At 55.5% G+C, this 18,452-nt stretch carries 17 protein-coding genes and 2 pseudogenes; 5 read left to right on the top strand and 14 right to left on the bottom strand.

The window, feature by feature from the left end:
* Nucleotides 1-157: 157 nt before the first annotated feature.
* Nucleotides 158-412 (bottom strand): GlsB/YeaQ/YmgE family stress response membrane protein, encoded by a 255-nt coding sequence (locus GV764_RS19355; RefSeq protein ID WP_125292080.1) that lies wholly within the window; start codon nucleotides 410-412, stop codon nucleotides 158-160.
* Between the two features lie 220 nt (nucleotides 413-632).
* Between GV764_RS19355 and ycgR the strand changes: the two genes are divergently transcribed.
* Nucleotides 633-1,364 (top strand): flagellar brake protein YcgR, encoded by a 732-nt coding sequence (gene ycgR / locus GV764_RS19360; RefSeq protein WP_161661526.1) that lies wholly within the window; start codon nucleotides 633-635, stop codon nucleotides 1,362-1,364.
* Here ycgR and emtA read toward each other — a convergent pair whose 3' ends face one another.
* Nucleotides 1,365-1,976 (bottom strand): membrane-bound lytic murein transglycosylase EmtA, encoded by a 612-nt coding sequence (emtA, locus tag GV764_RS19365; protein WP_161661527.1) that lies wholly within the window; start codon nucleotides 1,974-1,976, stop codon nucleotides 1,365-1,367.
* 139 nt (nucleotides 1,977-2,115) lie between these two features.
* Between emtA and ldcA the strand changes: the two genes are divergently transcribed.
* Both ldcA and GV764_RS19375 read left to right on the top strand, forming a co-directional pair.
* Nucleotides 2,116-3,051, top strand: coding sequence for a muramoyltetrapeptide carboxypeptidase (gene ldcA / locus GV764_RS19370; protein WP_161661528.1), 936 nt, complete (start codon nucleotides 2,116-2,118; stop codon nucleotides 3,049-3,051).
* A 96-nt stretch (nucleotides 3,052-3,147) separates the two neighbouring features.
* The gene (locus GV764_RS19375) at nucleotides 3,148-4,878 is read left to right on the top strand and encodes a potassium/proton antiporter (RefSeq protein ID WP_161661529.1); all 1,731 of its coding nucleotides are present in this window, start codon (nucleotides 3,148-3,150) and stop codon (nucleotides 4,876-4,878) included.
* Here GV764_RS19375 and GV764_RS22430 read toward each other — a convergent pair.
* Nucleotides 4,819-4,974 (bottom strand): annotated as a pseudogene (locus tag GV764_RS22430) (hypothetical protein); the annotation flags it as partial. The gene GV764_RS19375 and the pseudogene GV764_RS22430 overlap by 60 nt on opposite strands.
* A gap of 30 nt (nucleotides 4,975-5,004) precedes the next feature.
* Between GV764_RS22430 and GV764_RS19380 the strand changes: the two are divergent.
* Nucleotides 5,005-5,856 carry a hypothetical protein gene (locus tag GV764_RS19380; RefSeq protein ID WP_161661530.1) on the top strand — a complete coding sequence of 284 codons (852 nt, stop codon included), beginning with the start codon at nucleotides 5,005-5,007 and terminating at the stop codon, nucleotides 5,854-5,856.
* 88 nt (nucleotides 5,857-5,944) lie between these two features.
* Here GV764_RS19380 and dadX read toward each other — a convergent pair.
* A pseudogene (dadX, locus tag GV764_RS19385) lies at nucleotides 5,945-7,014 on the bottom strand (catabolic alanine racemase DadX).
* 13 nt (nucleotides 7,015-7,027) lie between these two features.
* Complete coding sequence (locus GV764_RS19390; RefSeq protein WP_161661531.1) at nucleotides 7,028-8,326, bottom strand: D-amino acid dehydrogenase; 1,299 nt, start codon at nucleotides 8,324-8,326, stop codon at nucleotides 7,028-7,030.
* 324 nt (nucleotides 8,327-8,650) lie between these two features.
* Between GV764_RS19390 and GV764_RS19395 the strand changes: the two genes are divergently transcribed.
* Entirely contained in the window at nucleotides 8,651-10,183 is a 1,533-nt protein-coding gene (locus GV764_RS19395; RefSeq protein WP_161661532.1) for a SpoVR family protein, read from the top strand.
* Nucleotides 10,184-10,873: 690 nt separating this feature from the next.
* Here GV764_RS19395 and GV764_RS19400 read toward each other — a convergent pair.
* The 9 genes from GV764_RS19400 to GV764_RS19440 all read right to left on the bottom strand — a co-directional run bounded on the left by GV764_RS19400 (nucleotide 10,874) and on the right by GV764_RS19440 (nucleotide 18,181).
* The gene (locus GV764_RS19400; RefSeq protein WP_125292088.1) at nucleotides 10,874-11,413 is read right to left on the bottom strand and encodes a glycine zipper 2TM domain-containing protein; all 540 of its coding nucleotides are present in this window, start codon (nucleotides 11,411-11,413) and stop codon (nucleotides 10,874-10,876) included.
* Between the two features lie 192 nt (nucleotides 11,414-11,605).
* Nucleotides 11,606-12,910, bottom strand: a complete 1,305-nt coding sequence (locus GV764_RS19405) for an NAD(P)/FAD-dependent oxidoreductase (protein WP_161661533.1) — start codon at nucleotides 12,908-12,910, stop codon at nucleotides 11,606-11,608.
* Nucleotides 12,911-13,133: 223 nt separating this feature from the next.
* A complete protein-coding gene (ycfP, locus tag GV764_RS19410) occupies nucleotides 13,134-13,676 on the bottom strand; it encodes an alpha/beta hydrolase YcfP (protein WP_161661534.1) in 543 nt (180 codons plus the stop codon).
* A gap of 33 nt (nucleotides 13,677-13,709) precedes the next feature.
* Nucleotides 13,710-14,735, bottom strand: a complete 1,026-nt coding sequence (gene nagZ / locus GV764_RS19415) for a beta-N-acetylhexosaminidase (RefSeq protein ID WP_161661535.1) — start codon at nucleotides 14,733-14,735, stop codon at nucleotides 13,710-13,712.
* 12 nt (nucleotides 14,736-14,747) lie between these two features.
* Nucleotides 14,748-15,572 (bottom strand): thiamine kinase, encoded by an 825-nt coding sequence (thiK, locus tag GV764_RS19420; protein ID WP_161661536.1) that lies wholly within the window; start codon nucleotides 15,570-15,572, stop codon nucleotides 14,748-14,750.
* Entirely contained in the window at nucleotides 15,550-16,197 is a 648-nt protein-coding gene (lpoB, locus tag GV764_RS19425) for a penicillin-binding protein activator LpoB (RefSeq protein WP_161661537.1), read from the bottom strand. The genes thiK and lpoB overlap by 23 nt, the downstream gene beginning before the upstream one ends.
* Before the next feature lie 12 nt (nucleotides 16,198-16,209).
* A complete protein-coding gene (locus tag GV764_RS19430) occupies nucleotides 16,210-16,584 on the bottom strand; it encodes a YcfL family putative periplasmic lipoprotein (protein ID WP_161661538.1) in 375 nt (124 codons plus the stop codon).
* Nucleotide 16,585: 1 nt separating this feature from the next.
* On the bottom strand, nucleotides 16,586-16,945 hold the full coding sequence (gene hinT / locus GV764_RS19435) for a purine nucleoside phosphoramidase (RefSeq protein WP_125292095.1): 360 nt from the start codon (nucleotides 16,943-16,945) through the stop codon (nucleotides 16,586-16,588).
* 186 nt (nucleotides 16,946-17,131) lie between these two features.
* Entirely contained in the window at nucleotides 17,132-18,181 is a 1,050-nt protein-coding gene (locus GV764_RS19440; RefSeq protein WP_161661539.1) for an NAD(P)-dependent alcohol dehydrogenase, read from the bottom strand.
* Nucleotides 18,182-18,452 lie beyond the last annotated feature (271 nt).

Consider the following 18,452-nt stretch of genomic DNA (forward strand, 5'->3'; position numbering starts at 1 on the left):
GCCCGGGCGAACGGAACCATTCCACTGAACAGAACAATTCCACTGAACGGAACCCTTCCATCACCCCCCACCTTATAACCAAAAAAAACGGCCCAAAAGGCCGTTTTCTCTTTACTCTGAAGTCTAAGGACTAAAACCTTAAACCTGCCCCCTGAAGTTAATCCCTCCGCAACATGCGGAAAATCAACAACACTACGATGGCACCCACCACCGCGACCAGGAAACTCTGTAAGTTAAAGCCCGTAACATCTCCGCCGATGCCGAAGAATGTCGCCAGCCAACCACCCACAACCGCACCCACAATCCCGAGAACACAGGTGAGGATAAATCCGCCCCCGTCTCTGCCCGGCATAATGAACTTGGCAATCACACCTGCTATCAATCCAAAAATAATCCAGGACAAAATACCCATCGTGTGGCTCCTTATTCTTCGCTGAAAACATGACCCGCCACTGGCGGGGTACTCTTATTAGTGAAAGACAGTTCAAGTATAGGCAACTTTTGGAAAAAGGTGAGGAAGGTCACACGCTTAATCGTCTTTTTGCCGATTCCCCCCTGGAATTTGTATTAAGTTTTTTTGCCGCGTTGCCGATATTCTTGCCATCACTTTGTACAGAGCAGGGATCGGGGACGTGAGTACCTATAATGAGCAGTTTCTGAAACATCATCCGCTGGCCGTGTTGGGCGTTTTACGGGATTTGCATAAGAATCGCGTGCCGATCCGTATCTCCTGGGGCAACCAGCAGTTGATCAGCCGCATTCTCGATGTGGATGCCAGCCAGCTGGTGATGGACTTCGGCAGTCAGAGCCATGAAAACAAATCGGTGCAGGAAGCGAGTGATATCCAGATTTCCGCCGAGACCCAGGGCGCGAAGATTGAGTTCAATTTACCGCAACTGAAAGCGGGCGATTATCAGCGTCTTCCGGCCTTCGTCACCCAACTTCCGCCCTCCCTGTGGTTTGTGCAGCGTCGCGAGTATTTCCGCATCCCCGCCCCGCTTTCGCCGATTTTTTACTGCGAAGCCACGCTGACCAGCGGTAGCGCCTTTCGCTTTCGACTGGCGGATTTATCCCTCGGCGGCATGGGCGCGCTGGTTGACGGCCCGGTTCCCGAAGGGCTTCAGGAAGGGCAGCTGTTTTCCCAGGTGAAAATTGAACTGGGCGAATGGGGAACGTTTCACTTCGATATGCAGCTGATCACCATTTCCGAACGCCTGACGGTGAGCAGTAAAAACGAGACGATTGTGACGCCCCGCCTGAGTTTCCGTTTTCTTAACATCAACCCGGCGGCGGAGCGGGAACTGCAACGGATTATCTTCGCGCTGGAGCGCATCGCGCGCGAAAAGGCAAATAAAGTCCGCTGATCACATCGCGTTCATGGCCTGCTGCATTTTCCAGATATAGCGGGGGGCCTGCGGCGACGGATGGTTTTTTTGCACATGCTCGACAAATTCATCCGGACTAAGATCGTTAATCTTATCAATCGCCTTGCGGCGATCCGACGAGAAGGTGCGCAGCAGCGCGCCTGCGCCGTTGGCATACGACACCATCAGCGCGTATTGCATGGTCGTAGGATCCTGAATGCCCTTGAGTGCGCCGTGTTCGAGAATGCTCAGGTACGCCGTTCCCATGGAGATATTACGCTCGGGGTTTTTCAATTCACTGGCGGACGGCTGCCCGCTCCAGCCCATGTGGCGATAGACATCGCGCCCGGACGTGGAAGCTTTGAGCTGCATCAGCCCGATGGCGTTGGATTTACTGACCGCGTTGGGATTGCCGCCGGATTCAATGGCAATGATGGCGGTGATCAGACGCGGGCTCACGCCCCAGGCCGCACCGGCCTTTTCGCTGATGGGATACCACTGCATGGCGCGTTTGACGGGAACCTCGGGGTTCCACGGTGGATTTTTATAGTCGGGAGTAGAGGAACATCCTGCCAGAAACAGGACCAGTACAATCAGCCATTTAAAATTCACGCAAACTATCCTTTTTGTTGTGCCAAACCGGCATCAAAACCCCGCCGGGAGGGTGCTTCACCCACCATTCGACGGATGACAACCCTCAATGTTAGCGGCATGATAACCATTCTATGTAATAAATCAGCAAGGAAATGCCATGTCCCGCATCCATCTTATCGCTCCCTCCGGTTATTGCGTTGCACAGGAAGCCGCGCAGCGCGGCGTGCAACGGCTTACCGAAGCGGGCCATCAGGTAACCAACCAGGCGGTAATTTCCCGGCGTTTTCAACGGTTTGCCGGGGATGACGCGGCACGCCTTTACGATATTAATCAACTGGCGACATTAACGAATTCCGATATCGTGCTGGCGGTGCGCGGCGGTTACGGTGTCACGCGCTTGCTGGAAAATATAGACTATTCCGCAATCGCCGCGCGTCAGCGCCGCAACCCGCTGGTTATTTGCGGGCACAGCGATTTTTCCGCCATGCAGCTACAGCTGCTGGCCACCGAAAATGTCATCACCTTCAGCGGGCCAATGCTGGCGGGCAATTTTGGCGCGCCGGAAATGAACGCGTTTACGTGGCACCACTTCTGGCAGGCCATAGCCTCACCGGAATTTACCCTGGAGTGGCAAACCAGCGCGCCAGACTGTCAGGCTCGCGGCACAATCTGGGGCGGCAACCTGGCAATGCTGTGCTCGCTGCTGGGCACCCCGTGGATGCCGGATATTGAAGGCGGCATTCTGGTCGTCGAAGACATTAACGAACACCCGTACCGCATTGAGCGGATGCTGATGCAACTGCACCAGGCAGGGATCCTCAACCAGCAGCGCGCGCTGGTGCTCGGCAGTTTCAGCGCCAGCAAACCCAACGATTACGATAACGGCTACGATCTAGATGTTATGGTCGAGACCCTGCGCCAGCGTCTGGCGATCCCGGTGATTACCGGCCTGGATTTCGGCCATGAGCAGCGCACCGTGACGCTGCCGCTGGGGGCGACGGGTAACCTTATTTGTGACGCCAGTCAGGTAACGCTCACCGTCAAAGGTCATCCCGTGGTGAATAATTCCGGAAATAATCATTCGCATCGTTAATTAGTCCCTCATTCACGGCCTAATTGTGGTATACCAAAATAGACCCGGCGGCGTGACGCCGCCCTGATAACAGCATGATGAAGGAGAACGATAACGTTGGACGGCGGGGCGATTTTTAGTCTGTTTATTCTGGGTTCGGTGCTGGTTACCTGTAGCATTTTATTAAGTTCGTTTTCTTCCCGTCTCGGTATCCCAATTCTGGTTATCTTTCTGGCCATCGGCATGCTGGCGGGGATCGACGGCGTCGGCGGCATTCCTTTTGATAACTACCCTCTCGCCTATTTGATCAGTAACCTGGCGCTGGCGGTGATCCTGCTGGATGGCGGGATGCGCACCCAGGCGAGTTCGTTTCGCGTGGCGTTGGGTCCGGCGCTGTCGCTGGCGACCGTGGGGGTGTTGATCACCTCGGGGTTGACCGGCATGGCGGCGGCGTGGCTGTTCGGCCTGCCGATTATGGAAGGCCTGCTGATTGGCGCGATTGTCGGCTCGACGGATGCGGCGGCGGTGTTTTCCCTGCTCGGCGGCAAGGGGCTGAACGAGCGTGTGGGCGCGACGCTGGAAATTGAATCCGGCAGCAACGACCCGATGGCGGTGTTCCTGACCATCACCCTGATTGAAATGATCCAGCACCACACCAGCACGCTGAGCTGGATGTTCGCCTGGGAAATCGTCCAGCAGTTCGGGCTCGGCATTATCATCGGTCTCGGCGGCGGCTTCCTGCTGTTGCAAATGATCAACCGTATTTCCATGCCCCAGGGGCTGTATCCGCTGCTGGCGCTCAGCGGCGGCATCATGATCTTCGCCATTACTACCGCGATAGACGGCAGCGGCATTCTGGCGGTGTACCTGTGCGGGTTCCTGCTGGGCAACCGCCCAATCCGCAACCGCTACGCCATCCTGCAAAACTTTGACGGCCTGGCCTGGCTGGCGCAAATCGGCATGTTCCTGGTGCTGGGCCTGCTGGTCAACCCGTCGGATTTGCTGGCTATCGCTATTCCGGCGCTGCTGCTGTCGCTGTGGATGATCCTGTTCGCCCGTCCGCTATCGGTGTTCCTGGGCCTGCTGCCGTTCCGCGGCTTTAATCTGCGCGAGCGGATCTTTATTAGCTGGGTGGGGCTACGCGGGGCGGTGCCGATTATTCTCGCCGTGTTCCCGATGATGGCGGGCCTTGAGAACTCGCGGCTGTTCTTTAACGTGGCGTTCTTTGTGGTGCTGGTGTCGCTGTTGTTGCAGGGCACGTCCCTGAGCTGGGCGGCCAAAAAAGCCAAAGTGGTGGTGCCGCCGGTGGGCGTGCCGATTTCCCGCGTCGGGCTGGATATCCATCCGGAAAACCCGTGGGAGCAGTTTGTGTATCAGCTCAGCGAAGAGAAATGGTGCGTGGGCGCGGCGCTGCGTGATTTGCATATGCCGAAAGAGACCCGCATCGCGGCGCTGTTTCGCAATAATCAGTTGCTGCACCCCAATGGCAGTACCCGGCTTCAGGAAGGAGATATTCTGTGCGTGATTGGCCGTGAACGCGATTTACCGGCGCTTGGTAAGCTGTTCAGCCAGTCGCCGCCGGTGGAACTGGATCAGCGCTTCTTCGGCGACTTTATCCTTGAAGCCAGCGCTAAATTCGCCGATGTGGCCTTTATTTATGGTCTGGAAGCCAACGACGCCGATGATGCCCAGCAAACCATCGGCGAAATGATGCTGGCGCAACTGGGTGCTGCGCCCGTGGTGGGCGATCAGATTGAGTTTGCCGGGATGACCTGGACCGTGGCCGAGAAAGAGGATAACCAGATCCGCAAGGTGGGCCTGCGGGTACCGGAACCGGAGGCGGAATAAGCGAGGATGTACAGAGTAAACAGATAACAGAATATTACCCCGGGGTGATTTCTGATTATAAAAGGATGACTTGCAGACACAAAGCGGGTTCATCATGCTTTATTCTTTAATTTACAAGGATGATTCATGATGATCCGCGCAATAAAATCGGCATTTCCGGCACGAGCAATCAAAATAGCCAAACCTGAGCGAAGCGCAATAGGTTTGTCTGTAATCCTCACTTTTCTCTTTATATTAATTAGCATGAGTTTATTTTGGTTAGGTAATTCCACAAAAGCGGATATTGTCTATGACCAGGAAATAGCTAAAGATGCCGAACCCTTCGAGCCCTTTTCACCGCGGGGAAACGCCGCTCATTATCAAAGCGATGACGCCATTCAGGGTAAATGCAATACCAGAGTCATCCTTACTCACTGTAAAATTACCATCAAGGACACGCATTTAAATGTACGTGGCAATACCCGTACCTATGATATCGCATTTATAGACTTTAGTTTTGGCAACTATTCCGTCACGCCCGTTCGCTCAGCCTCCAAACCAGACATGATTAGCGTCGATCTGGCTATCAATCATATCACTGACAGAATCATTCTTATGTGGTTGACCTACTTAGTCGGCATCATCTTTATTGCATTAGGGCCTTTTCTTATTTTCTCAAATATTAAACTTCGCAACAATATTAAGCGGCTTTCACAGCAGGTGAGCCAGCCTGTTATTGTAGAGATCCTTTCTCGTCACGTTGCGTATGGAAATAAGACCATCACTTATCGCATCCCCGGGAGTAAGAAAAAGTTCAAATCTATATTTGTTAAAGGTGAACCCTTAATGTTAGATAATCAGCACGCGTTAGCCATAACAGCAGAGGGGTTAGCGTTTGTCTGGATCATAGATGAGCATTTAAAACGGCTCGATCTCAGCGAGGCGGAACGTCAAAATATTTTGCAGGCATGTCAAAAAACACAACCCGTTAATGCTTAAAAGCCGTAAACCTGACCTTGCTGTCAGGTTTACCGTTTAAAAAGCTCACATTGATGGCGAGTGAGTATCCAGGCTTAATTTTGCTTCGTCATAAGATGGCCACCGGCACGCGCGGCGCAAGCGCGCACATCAGCTCATAACCGACGGTCCCCGAGGGCGCGGCGACATCGTCAATTTTAATGTTGTCGCCCCACAGCTCCACCGAACTGCCGATGCCCGCCTGCGGGCACGGGGTTAGGTCCACCGTCAGCATATCCATCGACACCCGTCCCACCAGTTGGGTGCGCACGCCATCCACCATGACCGGCGTACCGGTTGGCGCCTGGCGCGGATAGCCGTCGGCGTAGCCGCAGGCCACCACCCCGATACGCTGTTCGCCGCTGGCCTTGTAAAGACTGCCATAACCCACCGTATCCCCGGCCTTCAGGTTCTGAATGCCGATGATTTCACTGTTCAGGGTCATCACCGGTTTAATGCCGGAGGTGGCGACATCGCGCCACTGCCCGCTCGGCGATGCGCCATACAGCACGATCCCCGGGCGCACCCAGTCGAAATGGCTTTCCGGGTGCCATAACGTGGCGGCGGAGTTGGCCAGCGAGCGCGGGCTGTCCAGCCCTTCTGCCGCCTGCTCGATGCGCGCCAGCGGTTCGGCAATGCCCTCCGGGTGTTCGGCGTCGGCGAAATGCGCCATCAGGGTCAACTGGCCGACGTTTTTCAGCTCGCGCAACTGCCGCCATACCGTCTGCACCCGATCCGGCGTAAAGCCCAGCCGGTTCATCCCGCTGTTGATTTTAAGATACACGTCGATGGGCGCATTCAACCGGGCATTGGCTAACACTTTCACCTGCCAGTTACTGTGCAGGCTGGTGGTTAAACGGTAGCGGTCAAACAGCGCCAGCTCATCGGCATGGAAAACCCTTCCAGCATCAGAATCGGACCTTTCCAGCCGCGCTCACGCAGTAAAATCGCCTCTTCAATATTGAGCATCGCGAAACCGTCTGTGCCGGACAGGCCTGACCAGACGCGGTCAAGACCGTGTCCATAGGCATTCGCTTTAACCACCGACCACACCCGGGAATGGGGTGCGGCTGAGCGCACCACCTGAAGATTTTGCCGCAATGCTTGCAAGTCGAGACGCGCGACAATTGGACGAGCCATGACAACTCCTGTGTTATTGGTGCGCCCCGTGTAAACGATGGGATGACGTGGGGCGGAATCCGGAGGAGTAACGCGCCACGCCAAGATCGTCAAAAGGAATCGCCGGGGTGCGCCCGGAAATCAGATCGCTGATCAACTGGCCGGAGCCGCAGGCCATGGTCCAGCCCAGGGTGCCATGCCCGGTGTTCAGCCATAAATTCTTATACGGGGTACGCCCGACAATCGGCGTGCCGTCCGGCGTCATGGGCCGCAGCCCGGTCCAGAACGTGGCCTGCTCTACGTGCCCGCCGCGCGGATAGAGATCGCGCACCACCATTTCGAGGGTTTCGCGGCGCGGTTGCAGCAGCGCGGTATTGAAGCCGACAATCTCCGCCATGCCGCCGACCCGGATACGGGAATCAAAGCGGGTAATGGCGATTTTGTACGTCTCATCGAGAACCGTCGACATCGGCGCCCCGCTCTCTTCGGCGATAGGGATCGTCAGAGAGTAGCCCTTCAAAGGATAGACCGGAATATCGACAATGCCCCTGAGCATTGCGGTGGAATACGAGCCAAAGGCCATAACGTAGGCGTCGGCTTTGACCACTTCCTGGCCGCACTTAACGCCGTAAATCTGGTTGCCTTCATACAACAAGCTGTCTACCGGGGTGTTGTAGCGGAACACCACGCCCGCGTCGGCGGCCATGCGCGCCAGCCGCTGGGTGAACAGCTGACAATCGCCGGTTTCATCGTTCGGCAGCTGTAAACCGCCGGTCAGCTTGTGCGCCACGTCCGCCAGCGCCGGTTCCACTTCCGCCAGCCGATGGGATTCCAGCAGTTGATACGGCACGCCCGCCTCTTCCAGCACCGCAATATCCTTTGCCGCGCTTTGATACTGCTGTTCAGTGCGAAACAGTTGCAGCGTGCCGCCCTGCCGCCCTTCATAGGCGATGCCGGTACTGGCGCGCAGTTCTTTCAGGCAGTCGCGGCTGTATTCCGCCAGACGCACCATGCGGCCTTTATTTTCCATGTAGTGGCGGGTATCGCAGTTACGCAACATCTGCCACATCCATTTAAGCTGAAAGCTGGAGCCGTCAAGGCTGATCGCCAGCGGCGCATGGCGCTGGAACATCCATTTGATCGCTTTCAATGGGACGCCCGGCGCGGCCCAGGGGGCGGCGTAACCCGGCGAGATTTGCCCGGCGTTGGCCGCGCTGGTTTCCAGCGCCGCATCCGGCTCTCTGTCGATGACGGTGACGTCATGACCCTGCTGACGTAAATACCAGGCGCTGGTCACGCCCACCACGCCACTTCCCAGCACAACGACTCGCATATCCACTCCGATTTAACCGAAAGAATAATCTTCTGATTACAAATTGATAACTCAGAAGAAAATATTATTCAACATAGGCTTTTTTTATGGTGACTAACCTCACATCTTGCTCAGCCAGCACAGGATGCTGGAAAATAGCATCTCCTGCTCTGGCGTAAAATTCTGCAAGATAAAATGCTGATGCCCGGCGGCAAATCCCCTGTTCCGGATCACTAAATCGCGGAGAAAAAAATTTCGTTAAGCCACGGATTTTTCCGCTGTGTTCTATGCTTTGTAGGTAAGGTTCCCCGTGCAGAGGGTTCCGCCAACAATGAGGGCGCGCTGATGGCTATTATTGATTCCGAAACAAGGGATTCCCGTCGCCTGAGCGATGGGCCAGACTGGACGTTCGATCTGCTGGATATCTATCTCGCTGAAATTGACAGAGTGGCGAAGCTGTACCGGCTCGACACCTACCCGCATCAAATTGAAGTCATCACCTCCGAACAAATGATGGACGCCTATTCCAGCATCGGGATGCCGATTAACTATCCGCACTGGTCGTTTGGTAAAAAGTTCATCGAGACCGAAAGGCTGTATAAGCACGGTCAGCAGGGGCTGGCTTATGAAATCGTTATTAACTCCAACCCCTGTATCGCCTATTTGATGGAAGAGAACACCATTACCATGCAGGCGCTGGTAATGGCCCACGCCTGCTACGGGCATAACTCGTTCTTCAAAAATAACTATTTGTTCCGCAGCTGGACCGATGCCAGCTCGATTGTCGATTACCTGATCTTTGCTCGCGGTTATATCACCGAGTGCGAAGAACGCTATGGCGTGGATGAAGTGGAGCGGCTGCTGGACTCCTGCCATGCCCTGATGAATTACGGCGTGGACCGCTACAAACGCCCGCAGAAGATTTCGCTCCAGGAGGAGAAAGCGCGCCAGAAAAGCCGCGAGGAGTATCTGCAAAGCCAGGTGAATATGCTGTGGCGCACCCTGCCGCGCCGGGAAGAGGAAAAAACGGTGGAAGCCGCACGCCGCTACCCTTCCGAGCCACAGGAAAACCTGCTCTATTTTATGGAAAAAAACGCGCCGTTGCTGGAGCCGTGGCAGCGTGAAATTTTGCGCATCGTGCGTAAGGTCAGCCAGTATTTTTATCCGCAGAAACAGACCCAGGTGATGAACGAAGGCTGGGCAACGTTCTGGCACTACACCATCCTGAATCATCTTTATGATGAAGGGAAAGTGACCGAACGCTTTATGCTGGAATTCCTGCACAGCCATACTAATGTGGTGTTTCAGCCGCCCTATAACAGCCCCTGGTATAACGGCATTAACCCGTATGCGCTGGGCTTTGCCATGTTCCAGGATATCAAGCGGATCTGCCAGTCGCCGACCGAAGAAGACCGCTACTGGTTCCCGGATATCGCCGGCGCGGACTGGCTGGATACGCTGCACTTCGCGATGCGCGATTTCAAAGACGAGAGCTTTATCAGCCAGTTCCTGTCGCCGAAAGTGATGCGCGATTTCCGCCTGTTTACTGTGCTGGATGACGATCGCAATAACTATCTGGAAATTTCCGCCATCCACAATGAAGAGGGCTACCGCGAAATTCGCAATAAGCTTTCGTCCCAGTACAACCTGAGCAATCTGGAACCGAATATTCAGGTGTGGAATGTGGATCTGCGCGGCGATCGTTCGTTAACCCTGCGTTATATTCCGCATAACCGCGCACCGCTGGATAAAGGCCGCCGGGAAGTGCTGAAGCATGTGCACCGCCTGTGGGGATTCGACGTGATGCTTGAGCAGCAAAATGAAGACGGAAGCGTGGAACTGCTGGATCGCTGCCCGCCGCGTATGAATACGCTGTAAATTTATTCTTCCATTAAACCTGGCGTTGACGCTCTGTCGCGCCAGGTTTTTTATTGAGTGCGCGGGTGGGCTATAACCTTGCGTAATGTCTCAACTTTTCTCGCCCCGCCTCTGTGATAGGCAAGACCTATATCAACGATAGGTGAAAGCTTATAAATATATTACCGGGTGTGACTAGAATTTTTAGCATCAACACGGATTATTCGTTAGCTAATGATTAGCGTTGACACAGCTTTACAGAGGAGAACATCCCGACAGGACGACGAATTCACATGGATTTTTCGATTTGAGCACTGCAACACGATAAAACAGGAGTGTGTTCCACCATCTGGCTACACCTGCAGAAGGAAAATAATATGATCATGCTATTACCTTTACTGAAAGTGTTAATAGTCATTACGGTGTTGTGCGGTCTCTGGGTGTTATTGGGCGGTACGGTACTTTTCGCCTTTGTGTCGGTTCTGATCACCGGCTTATTGTTAATCAGACAACATAACATCATCTAGACCAGCCTGATGCTTCTCAGGCGTTTTCGTCACCACTTTGTTCACTGCGCGCTGCAGGCGACATCGCGAATGAAAGCGTGTGGCTTTCGCGAGTGGGCAAAGTGCGTCACGCCATTTTCTCCAGCAGGCAAAAAAAGCCCCTCCGCCTGAGCGCCAGAGGGGCTAATCAATATGTACGTCTGTTTTACGCGTTGTTATTCAAAATCAGCTGGCCGTTGCTGTCCAGCGGGATGGTTTCGCCGGGTTGTTTATCCATGCGGATTTTGCCCTGCTGATCGCCGATTTTGTAGGTGACGTCATAGCCGATCATCTTCTCGGACTTGTCATAGACCGTCTGGCAACGCTGTTGCGTGGTGGTGTAGGTGTCGCGCTCCTGCATGGCACCCTGGATCTGGTTACCCGCATAGCCGCCGCCCAGTGCGCCCGCAACCGTGGCGATGTCTTTGCCGCGTCCACCGCCGAACTGATGGCCAATCACGCCGCCGGCCACCGCGCCCAGTACCGACCCGGCAAGACGGTTTTCATCCTGCACCGGACGACGGTGCGTCACGGTGACGTTGCGACACTCCTTACGCGGCGTTTTAACCGTTTCCTTTATCGGCGTGGCGGAAACCACCTGCGCGTACTTTGGCGCAGGATTGAATACATTTAAGCTGGCTACTGCAGCCACACCCAGCGCGGCTGCGACGCCAATCCCTATACCCGCTAACATTGATTTGTTCACAGGACATCCTCCTGGCTGTGTTATTCATAACAATTGTGCAACCGGATGTAAGGAGAAAACATCAGACGAAGGCGTAAAATTGGGGATTAATCGGCGCAAGACGGGGGTTTCAGAGGAGTCCGATGTGACTTAAGCGAAACTGCGCTGATTTATGCGAAAAACCTCCCGCGATATGCGGGAGGGTAAGAAGGATTAATGCAGCTTCAGGCGCGGGCGAATCACCCGGTTAATACTGCCTACCAGCATCATCAGGCCGGTTTTGATGTAACCGTGCAGGGCAATCTGGTGCATACGGTACAGAGAAATGTACACGAAGCGCGCGATACGCCCTTCCACCATCATTGAGCCGCGCATCAGGTTACCCATCAGGCTGCCCACGGTGGAGTAATTAGACAGCGACACCAGCGAACCGTGGTCTTTATAGACGTAGTTTTTAAGCGGCTTACCCTTGTACTGCGCCAGAATGTTGTCCAGCGCCAGGGAGGCCATCTGGTGCGCTGCCTGGGCGCGCGGCGGGACGAATCCGCCTTCCGGACGGGCGCAGGAGGCACAGTCGCCAATGGCGAAAATATCCGCGTCACGCGTGGTTTGCAATGTCGGCTCAACCACCAGCTGATTGATACGGTTGGTTTCCAGCCCGCCGATATCCTTCATAAAGTCCGGCGCTTTGATGCCTGCGGCCCAGACCATCAGATCCGCCTTGATAAACTCGCCGTCTTTGGTATTCAGGCCGTTGGCTTCCGCGCTGGTCACCATGGTGTGGGTCAACACGCGCACGCCGAGTTTGGTGAGTTCGCTGTGCGCGGCGCTGGAAATGCGCGGCGGCAGCGCCGGAAGGATGCGTTCACCCGCTTCTACCAGCGTGACGTTAAGCGCCTCGTTGGTTAAGCCCTTGTAACCGTAGCTGTGCAACTGCTTCACCGCGTTATGCAGCTCGGCAGACAGCTCAACGCCCGTCGCCCCGCCGCCGACAATCGCGATATTCACTTTGCCGCTGGCGCCAAGGTTGGAAGAGTATTTCAGGAACAGGTTAAGCATTTCCTGATGGAAACGCCGCGCCTGGTGCGGGTTATCCAGGAAAATGCAGTGCTCTTTCACGCCCGGCGTGTTGAAGTCATTCGAGGTGCTGCCCAGCGCCATCACCAGCGTGTCATAAGCCAGTTTGCGCTCCGGCACCAGCAGTTCGCCCTTCTCATCGCGCAGCTCCGCCAGGGTGATGGTTTTGTTTTCGCGATTGATGTCTACCACCGAACCCAGCTGGAACTGGAAATGATGGTTTCGCGCGTGAGCCAGATAGCTCAGCGCATCCACGCCTTCGTCGAGGGAGCCGGTAGCCACTTCGTGCAGCAGCGGTTTCCACAGATGGCTGTGATTGCGATCAACCAGGGTGATTTTGGCTTTTTTACTGCGACCCAGCTTTTTACCCAGCTGCGTCGCCAGCTCCAGCCCGCCAGCACCGCCGCCGACAATCACAATCTTTTTCAATGGCGTAGTCAACGTGACCCCCTTAAATTATTAACCAATTGTTAACTAAAAGTTATATAAATAGCTTTTAATTAACAAAGAGTTACCCGCGTTTCTTCATCCTGTTGACCAAAGAATAACATGAACGGGTCAATGGTCATACCAAATTTGATATGAATCAATTTTTCTGCCGAAAACTTCAACAAAAAGGGCCAGCACATGGCTGACCCGTTAACATTTTTGACCGCTTCATTGCTTATCCGAGGGTTTTAAACGCCTTGATGCGCTGCAAATGGGGCGAAATGTTTTTAAACTTGTGGGTCTGCTGCTCGTCCCAGACGATTTCGTAATACGGAAGCAGCACCTGGGCCGAACGCTGGCTGTCGAGCGCTTCGTCATTACGGGATAACAACACCAGACAGCGGTCACGGTTTTTCTCCCGGAAGTTTTCCACGCATTTGGTGGCGATGTCCTGGTACTCTTCCGGGCGGTCGATCTTCCCTTCCATATTTTCATAGGGGAACAGATTCGGGTTGAAAATGGCCTGGCGGATATCGCACAGGAACCCCACCCGCTCGGCCCAGTACCCGCCAAGCCCGACGCCGCAAATCAGCGGCCGCTCATCCGCATTTAACTGTAGCATCTTGTCCACTTCACGCAGCAGATGTTGCATGTCGTGTTTGGGGTGCAGCGTGCTGTAGCTGATCAGCCGCACGTCCGGATCGATAAATTGCAGTTGCAACACTTTTTCATGGTTACCCGGACTGCTGGAGTCGAAACCGTGTAAATAAATTATCATCGTGACCTCACCCTGCCGCTTACCGATAAACGATCACAGCCCTGCTTTATGGGCCTGCCAGCGCTCATGCTGCGCTTCCAGCGCGCGATTCACCTGCTTCCAGCGCGCTGAGGCAAGCAGTTCGCTGCGCGAAAATGAACCTTTATGATACAAATGCGTAACACGTTCCGCATTGATCGGCGACAGGTTATCTAACACGCTAACCGCGCCTTCACGATTATTACAAACCAGGATCATGTCACAGCCTGCATCCAGCGAGGCCTGACCGCGCACGGCATAGCTGCCCATAATTGCCGCGCCCTCCATAGAGAGATCGTCGGAGAAAATCACCCCATCAAAGCCTAATTCGCCGCGCAGCACCGTTTTCAACCAGTGCGGCGAGCCGCTGGCCGGGCGGTCATCTACTTCCGGATAAATCACATGGGCGGGCATGATGGCGTCGAGTTTGTTATCAAGGATCAGGTTTTTAAAGATCGACATATCGTGGCTGCGGATCTCCTCTTCCGGACGCGGATCGCGTGGCGTCTCTTTATGCGAGTCCGCCAGCACCGCACCGTGGCCGGGGAAATGCTTGCCGGTGGTTTTCATCCCGGCGCTGTGCATCCCGTCGATAAACTGCTCCGCGACACGCAGGGCAATCGCCGGATCGGCATGAAATGAACGCTCGCCGATGGCGGCGCTGAGGTGACCGAGATCGAGCACCGGCGCGAAGCTGATATCGATATCCATGGCGATCATTTCGCTGGCCATCAGCCATCCGGCGTCAAACGCCCGTTTCGCGCCCTCTTCTTCGCCGTACAGTTCTGCGAAGGATTGCGCCGCGGGCAAGCGGGTAAAACCTTCGCGAAACCGCTGGACGCGCCCGCCCTCCTGGTCCACCGCCACCACCAGACGATGGCGGGACGCCGCGCGGATTTGCCGCACCAGTTCGCGCAACTGCGCCGGATCGTGGTAATTGCGGGTAAACAGGATCAGTCCGCCCACCAGCGGATGGTTTAACATCTCGCGCTCTTCGGCATCCAGCTCGAAGCCCGCCACATCCAGCATTACTGGTCCCACATCAACCTCCGGTTAATTAGTCTTAAGCCTGTTCCAGGCGTCATTGGCAAGTGTAATAAACTGGCTATCGCGCGTTTGCCAGAAATGGCGCTCGTACCAGCCCGCCATCAGGGCGACGGTCCAGGGCTGCCAGCGCGCAACCTGTAACACCAGCTGCTGCGGGTCAAGCGCGGCGCGCTGCGCATAGTCGCCGATTAATGTTTGCCGTTCGTTTTCATCCAGACTGGCGGCGGCGATTTCCAGCGCCACATCGCCGTCTCCGGCGTATTCCCAGTCGATCAGCCGTAGCTGGCCTGCGCTACGTACCATATTACCCGCATGGAGATCCATATGCAGCGGCGCGAGGCGCAGCGGGCGCGGTTCGCCCTGCGCGCGCAGCCGTTGCAAAGTGCGCAACCATAGCGGCGTGCGTCGGGCCGGATCGCTCTGCTGCCAGTAGCACATTAGCAGCGGTAACAGCTGAATACGCCAGCCGAATCGTCTTTGATGATGGAGAGTATACAGCAGCGCGGCCAGCTCACCCGCATCCGGTACGGTTTCGACCACATCGCCGGCAATAAATTCGCTGATCAGCCAGCCGTCGCCCAGCGCATAAGGTTTTGGCCCGAGACCGGGCGCGAGACGCCTGAGCGCGCGATAGTGGCGACGCAGGCTGACGCCGGATTGCAGGTTACCGACATCGCGCCGGGCAACCACCGGGACGCCAGCCCATTCGAGACGCAGGCTCTGGCCGCTGGAGCCGGGAAGCGGAGAAACAGAACCGGCGGCCTGAGCCGCCGGAAACCGGGATTGTAGCAGTGCGTTTAATGCCGCATCACTGGATTTGGGAAACCGCACCTTTACCTGACCAGATAATTTCGCCGGTTTGCACCAGCATCAGTTGCATTTGCAGGGTTGGCGCGCCGACATTGCCGCTGGCGCTGGTATACAGCACATAGTGCGCGCCAACGTTACGGGCAATGCCGATCGCCTTACTGCGCGTTCCTAAGCTGTCCTGCGGAGAGAGGCCAAGCTGCTGCTTCGCCATCGACAGCTGCTGCGCGGACACCAGCGTGAAGGTGTTGTTGTTCGCCAGCGCATTGCGCAACGCTTCGGTGGCCGGACCGGTTTGCAGCGAACCGTTAGTGCGGTTGTTGACCGAATCCACCAGCAGCACGCTGCCCGCATTCACGCCGCCCGCCTGCAACATCTTGCCGACCATTGGCTGCACCGCGCCGCTCCAGTCATACTGACGCACTTTCGGCTCGGCGGGCGTTGGTTCCTGATGTTCAATCGGGCCCGGCTGCGACGGCACTGAAGGCACCGACGGCACGGTTGGCACCGGCTCAGGCGCCGGCACCGGTTGCTGCGGTGCAGGTGTGGCTTGATCCACTGGCGCTGGCTCCTGTTGCCCACGCATTACACACCCGGAAAGTATTAACGCTACTGTCGCCAGCAGCCAAAAACGAGGCATTGCCCTCATTAATATCACCCCTTATAACCAGAGATAGAGTCGAACCTGGCTGGCGCCCAGAAATGGCGACGCCGCATTCAGCACGGTACGGCTGTGCGCAGGTATAATTACCGTGGCGGACTTATCCAGTGGATGCAATTCCAGCCCGCTCTCTTCGTACCAGTAAAATTGATAGTTCAGCGTTACGGGCACATCCTTTTCATTGTAAAGCGTACTGGTGGCGACGAGCTTGCCGGATTGACTGGATAATTCTGGTTTTTCAGCCATCACACCTGCCGCCATCACCGACGTCTCCATCACCAGCGTTTGCCTGTCGTTCACCGGAATTTCCGGGCGCGAGCTGCACCCTGCCAGCACCATCAGAGAACACAATGCAAGAAGGCACGCACGTTTCATATTACAGCCCTTTATGGGAGAGCATCGGCCCCAGCGCACGTCCGCCCAGCAGGTGCATATGGATGTGGTAAACCTCCTGCCCGCCGTGGCGATTGCAGTTCATGATCAGGCGGTAGCCGTCTTCGGCGATGCCTTCCTGCTCGGCGATTTTCGCCGCCACGGTCAGCATCCGGCCCAGCGCCTGCTCATGTTCCGCCGTGACGTCATTGACGGTAGGGATCAGAATATTGGGGACGATTAAGATATGGGTCGGCGCTTGCGGAGAGATATCGCGGAACGCGGTAACCAGCTCATCCTGAAACACGACGTCGGCTGGGATCTCGCGACGAATGATTTTGCTAAAAATAGTTTCTTCAGCCATGACCGTATCCTTATTTAACGCTGCGGCGGTATTAAGCGCAGTAAACGAGTAAGCATCTGTGCATTCAGTATATCACTCCCATTGATTGCCACAAATGAAACACTGGTTTTAATCAATGGGTTGCGTGCTATTCAGTGGGGGACATCGGTTTGTTTCGCCGGCGCGCCAGCAAAACAAACCGCCTGATTACGCCGTGAGAGAGGCCATATCGATGACGAAGCGGTATTTTACGTCGCTTTTCAACATCCGCTCGTAAGCCTCGTTGATCTCCTGGATTTTAATCACTTCCACATCGGAAACGATGCCTTTCTGCGCGCAGAAGTCGAGCATCTCCTGGGTTTCCGCTATCCCGCCTATGCACGACCCCGCTACGGAACGGCGGCCCAGGATCAACGGCACAGTGTTGACGTAGGGTTGCAGTTCGCCCAGCAGGCCGACAAACACCAGCGTGCCGTCGAGGGTCAGCGTCGGCAGATAGGGATTAATGTCATGGGTATAGGGCACGGTGTCGATAATCAGGTCGAACTGGTTTTTCACCTGTTCCATATGCGACGGATCGGTAGAAATAATCACGTGATGGGCTCCGAGCCGACGCGCATCCTCTTCCTTGCCCGGCGAGCGGGTAAACAGCGTGACCTCCGCGCCCAGCCCGTTCGCCAGCTTGAGCGCCATATGCCCTAATCCGCCCAGGCCGACCACCGCCACTTTACTGCCCTCGCCGATATTCCAGCGTTTGAGCGGCGACCAGGTAGTGATGCCCGCGCACAACAGCGGCGCGGCGCCTTCTAAATCCAGGCCTTCCGGGATGCGCAGCACAAAATCTTCGCTGGCCAGAATGGCCTGCGAGTAGCCGCCAAACGTGGGACGATGATCGACGCGATCCTGACCGTTATAAGTCTGGATATTGCCTTCTTCGCAGTACTGCTCCAGCCCTTGTTTGCAGGGGTGGCACTCGCGACACGAATCGACCATACAGCCGATGCCCGCCAGATCGCCGGGTTTAAATTTGGTCACCTTGTCGCCCACCGCCGTAACACGGCCAATGATTTCATGGCCTGGCACCAGCGGATACTGACTGAAGCCCCAGTCGTTACGGGCCTGATGGAGATCGGAGTGACACACGCCGCAATAAAGGATCTCCAGCGTCACGTCATCGGGGCGCGGGGTACGGCGTTCAACCTGGAAAGGCGCTAACGGTTCAGTGGGGGAAAGCGCTGCATAACCTGAAACTTTCATCTTTGTTCTCTCTCGCTGTGGACAGACCTATTCACTGTAGACCCACCCCCTGCTGATAACCACTACGCGAAAAAAAACGCCCCACGTCCAGCCATGGATCACACCGGTTTCCGGCGTGTAGCCGACTGTTTATATGGTGGATTAGTGATATGGCGGGATCAATGACGTTAACGGGCCAGGCCTTCAGCGCGATCGTTATCACTGTTTATGGAATCCTGTTTCAGTTTCTCTCTTACATTTGTTTACATCAACAACTCAAATGCATATAGTT

It is taken from the genome of Atlantibacter hermannii (assembly GCF_009907385.1).
In the GTDB taxonomy this organism is placed as follows: domain Bacteria; phylum Pseudomonadota; class Gammaproteobacteria; order Enterobacterales; family Enterobacteriaceae; genus Atlantibacter; species Atlantibacter hermannii_A.

Coding starts and splice junctions, on each gene's coding strand:
- GV764_RS19430 (WP_161661538.1), bottom strand. CDS start 16,584: ATGAAACGTGCGTGCCTTCTTGCATTGTGTTCTCTGATGGTGCTGGCA.
- hinT (WP_125292095.1), bottom strand. CDS start 16,945: ATGGCTGAAGAAACTATTTTTAGCAAAATCATTCGTCGCGAGATCCCA.
- GV764_RS19390 (WP_161661531.1), bottom strand. CDS start 8,326: ATGCGAGTCGTTGTGCTGGGAAGTGGCGTGGTGGGCGTGACCAGCGCC.
- GV764_RS19380 (WP_161661530.1), top strand. CDS start 5,005: ATGATGATCCGCGCAATAAAATCGGCATTTCCGGCACGAGCAATCAAA.
- GV764_RS19355 (WP_125292080.1), bottom strand. CDS start 412: ATGGGTATTTTGTCCTGGATTATTTTTGGATTGATAGCAGGTGTGATT.
- lpoB (WP_161661537.1), bottom strand. CDS start 16,197: ATGAGGGCAATGCCTCGTTTTTGGCTGCTGGCGACAGTAGCGTTAATA.
- ycfP (WP_161661534.1), bottom strand. CDS start 13,676: ATGATAATTTATTTACACGGTTTCGACTCCAGCAGTCCGGGTAACCAT.
- GV764_RS19440 (WP_161661539.1), bottom strand. CDS start 18,181: ATGAAAGTTTCAGGTTATGCAGCGCTTTCCCCCACTGAACCGTTAGCG.
- GV764_RS19395 (WP_161661532.1), top strand. CDS start 8,651: ATGGCTATTATTGATTCCGAAACAAGGGATTCCCGTCGCCTGAGCGAT.
- ldcA (WP_161661528.1), top strand. CDS start 2,116: ATGTCCCGCATCCATCTTATCGCTCCCTCCGGTTATTGCGTTGCACAG.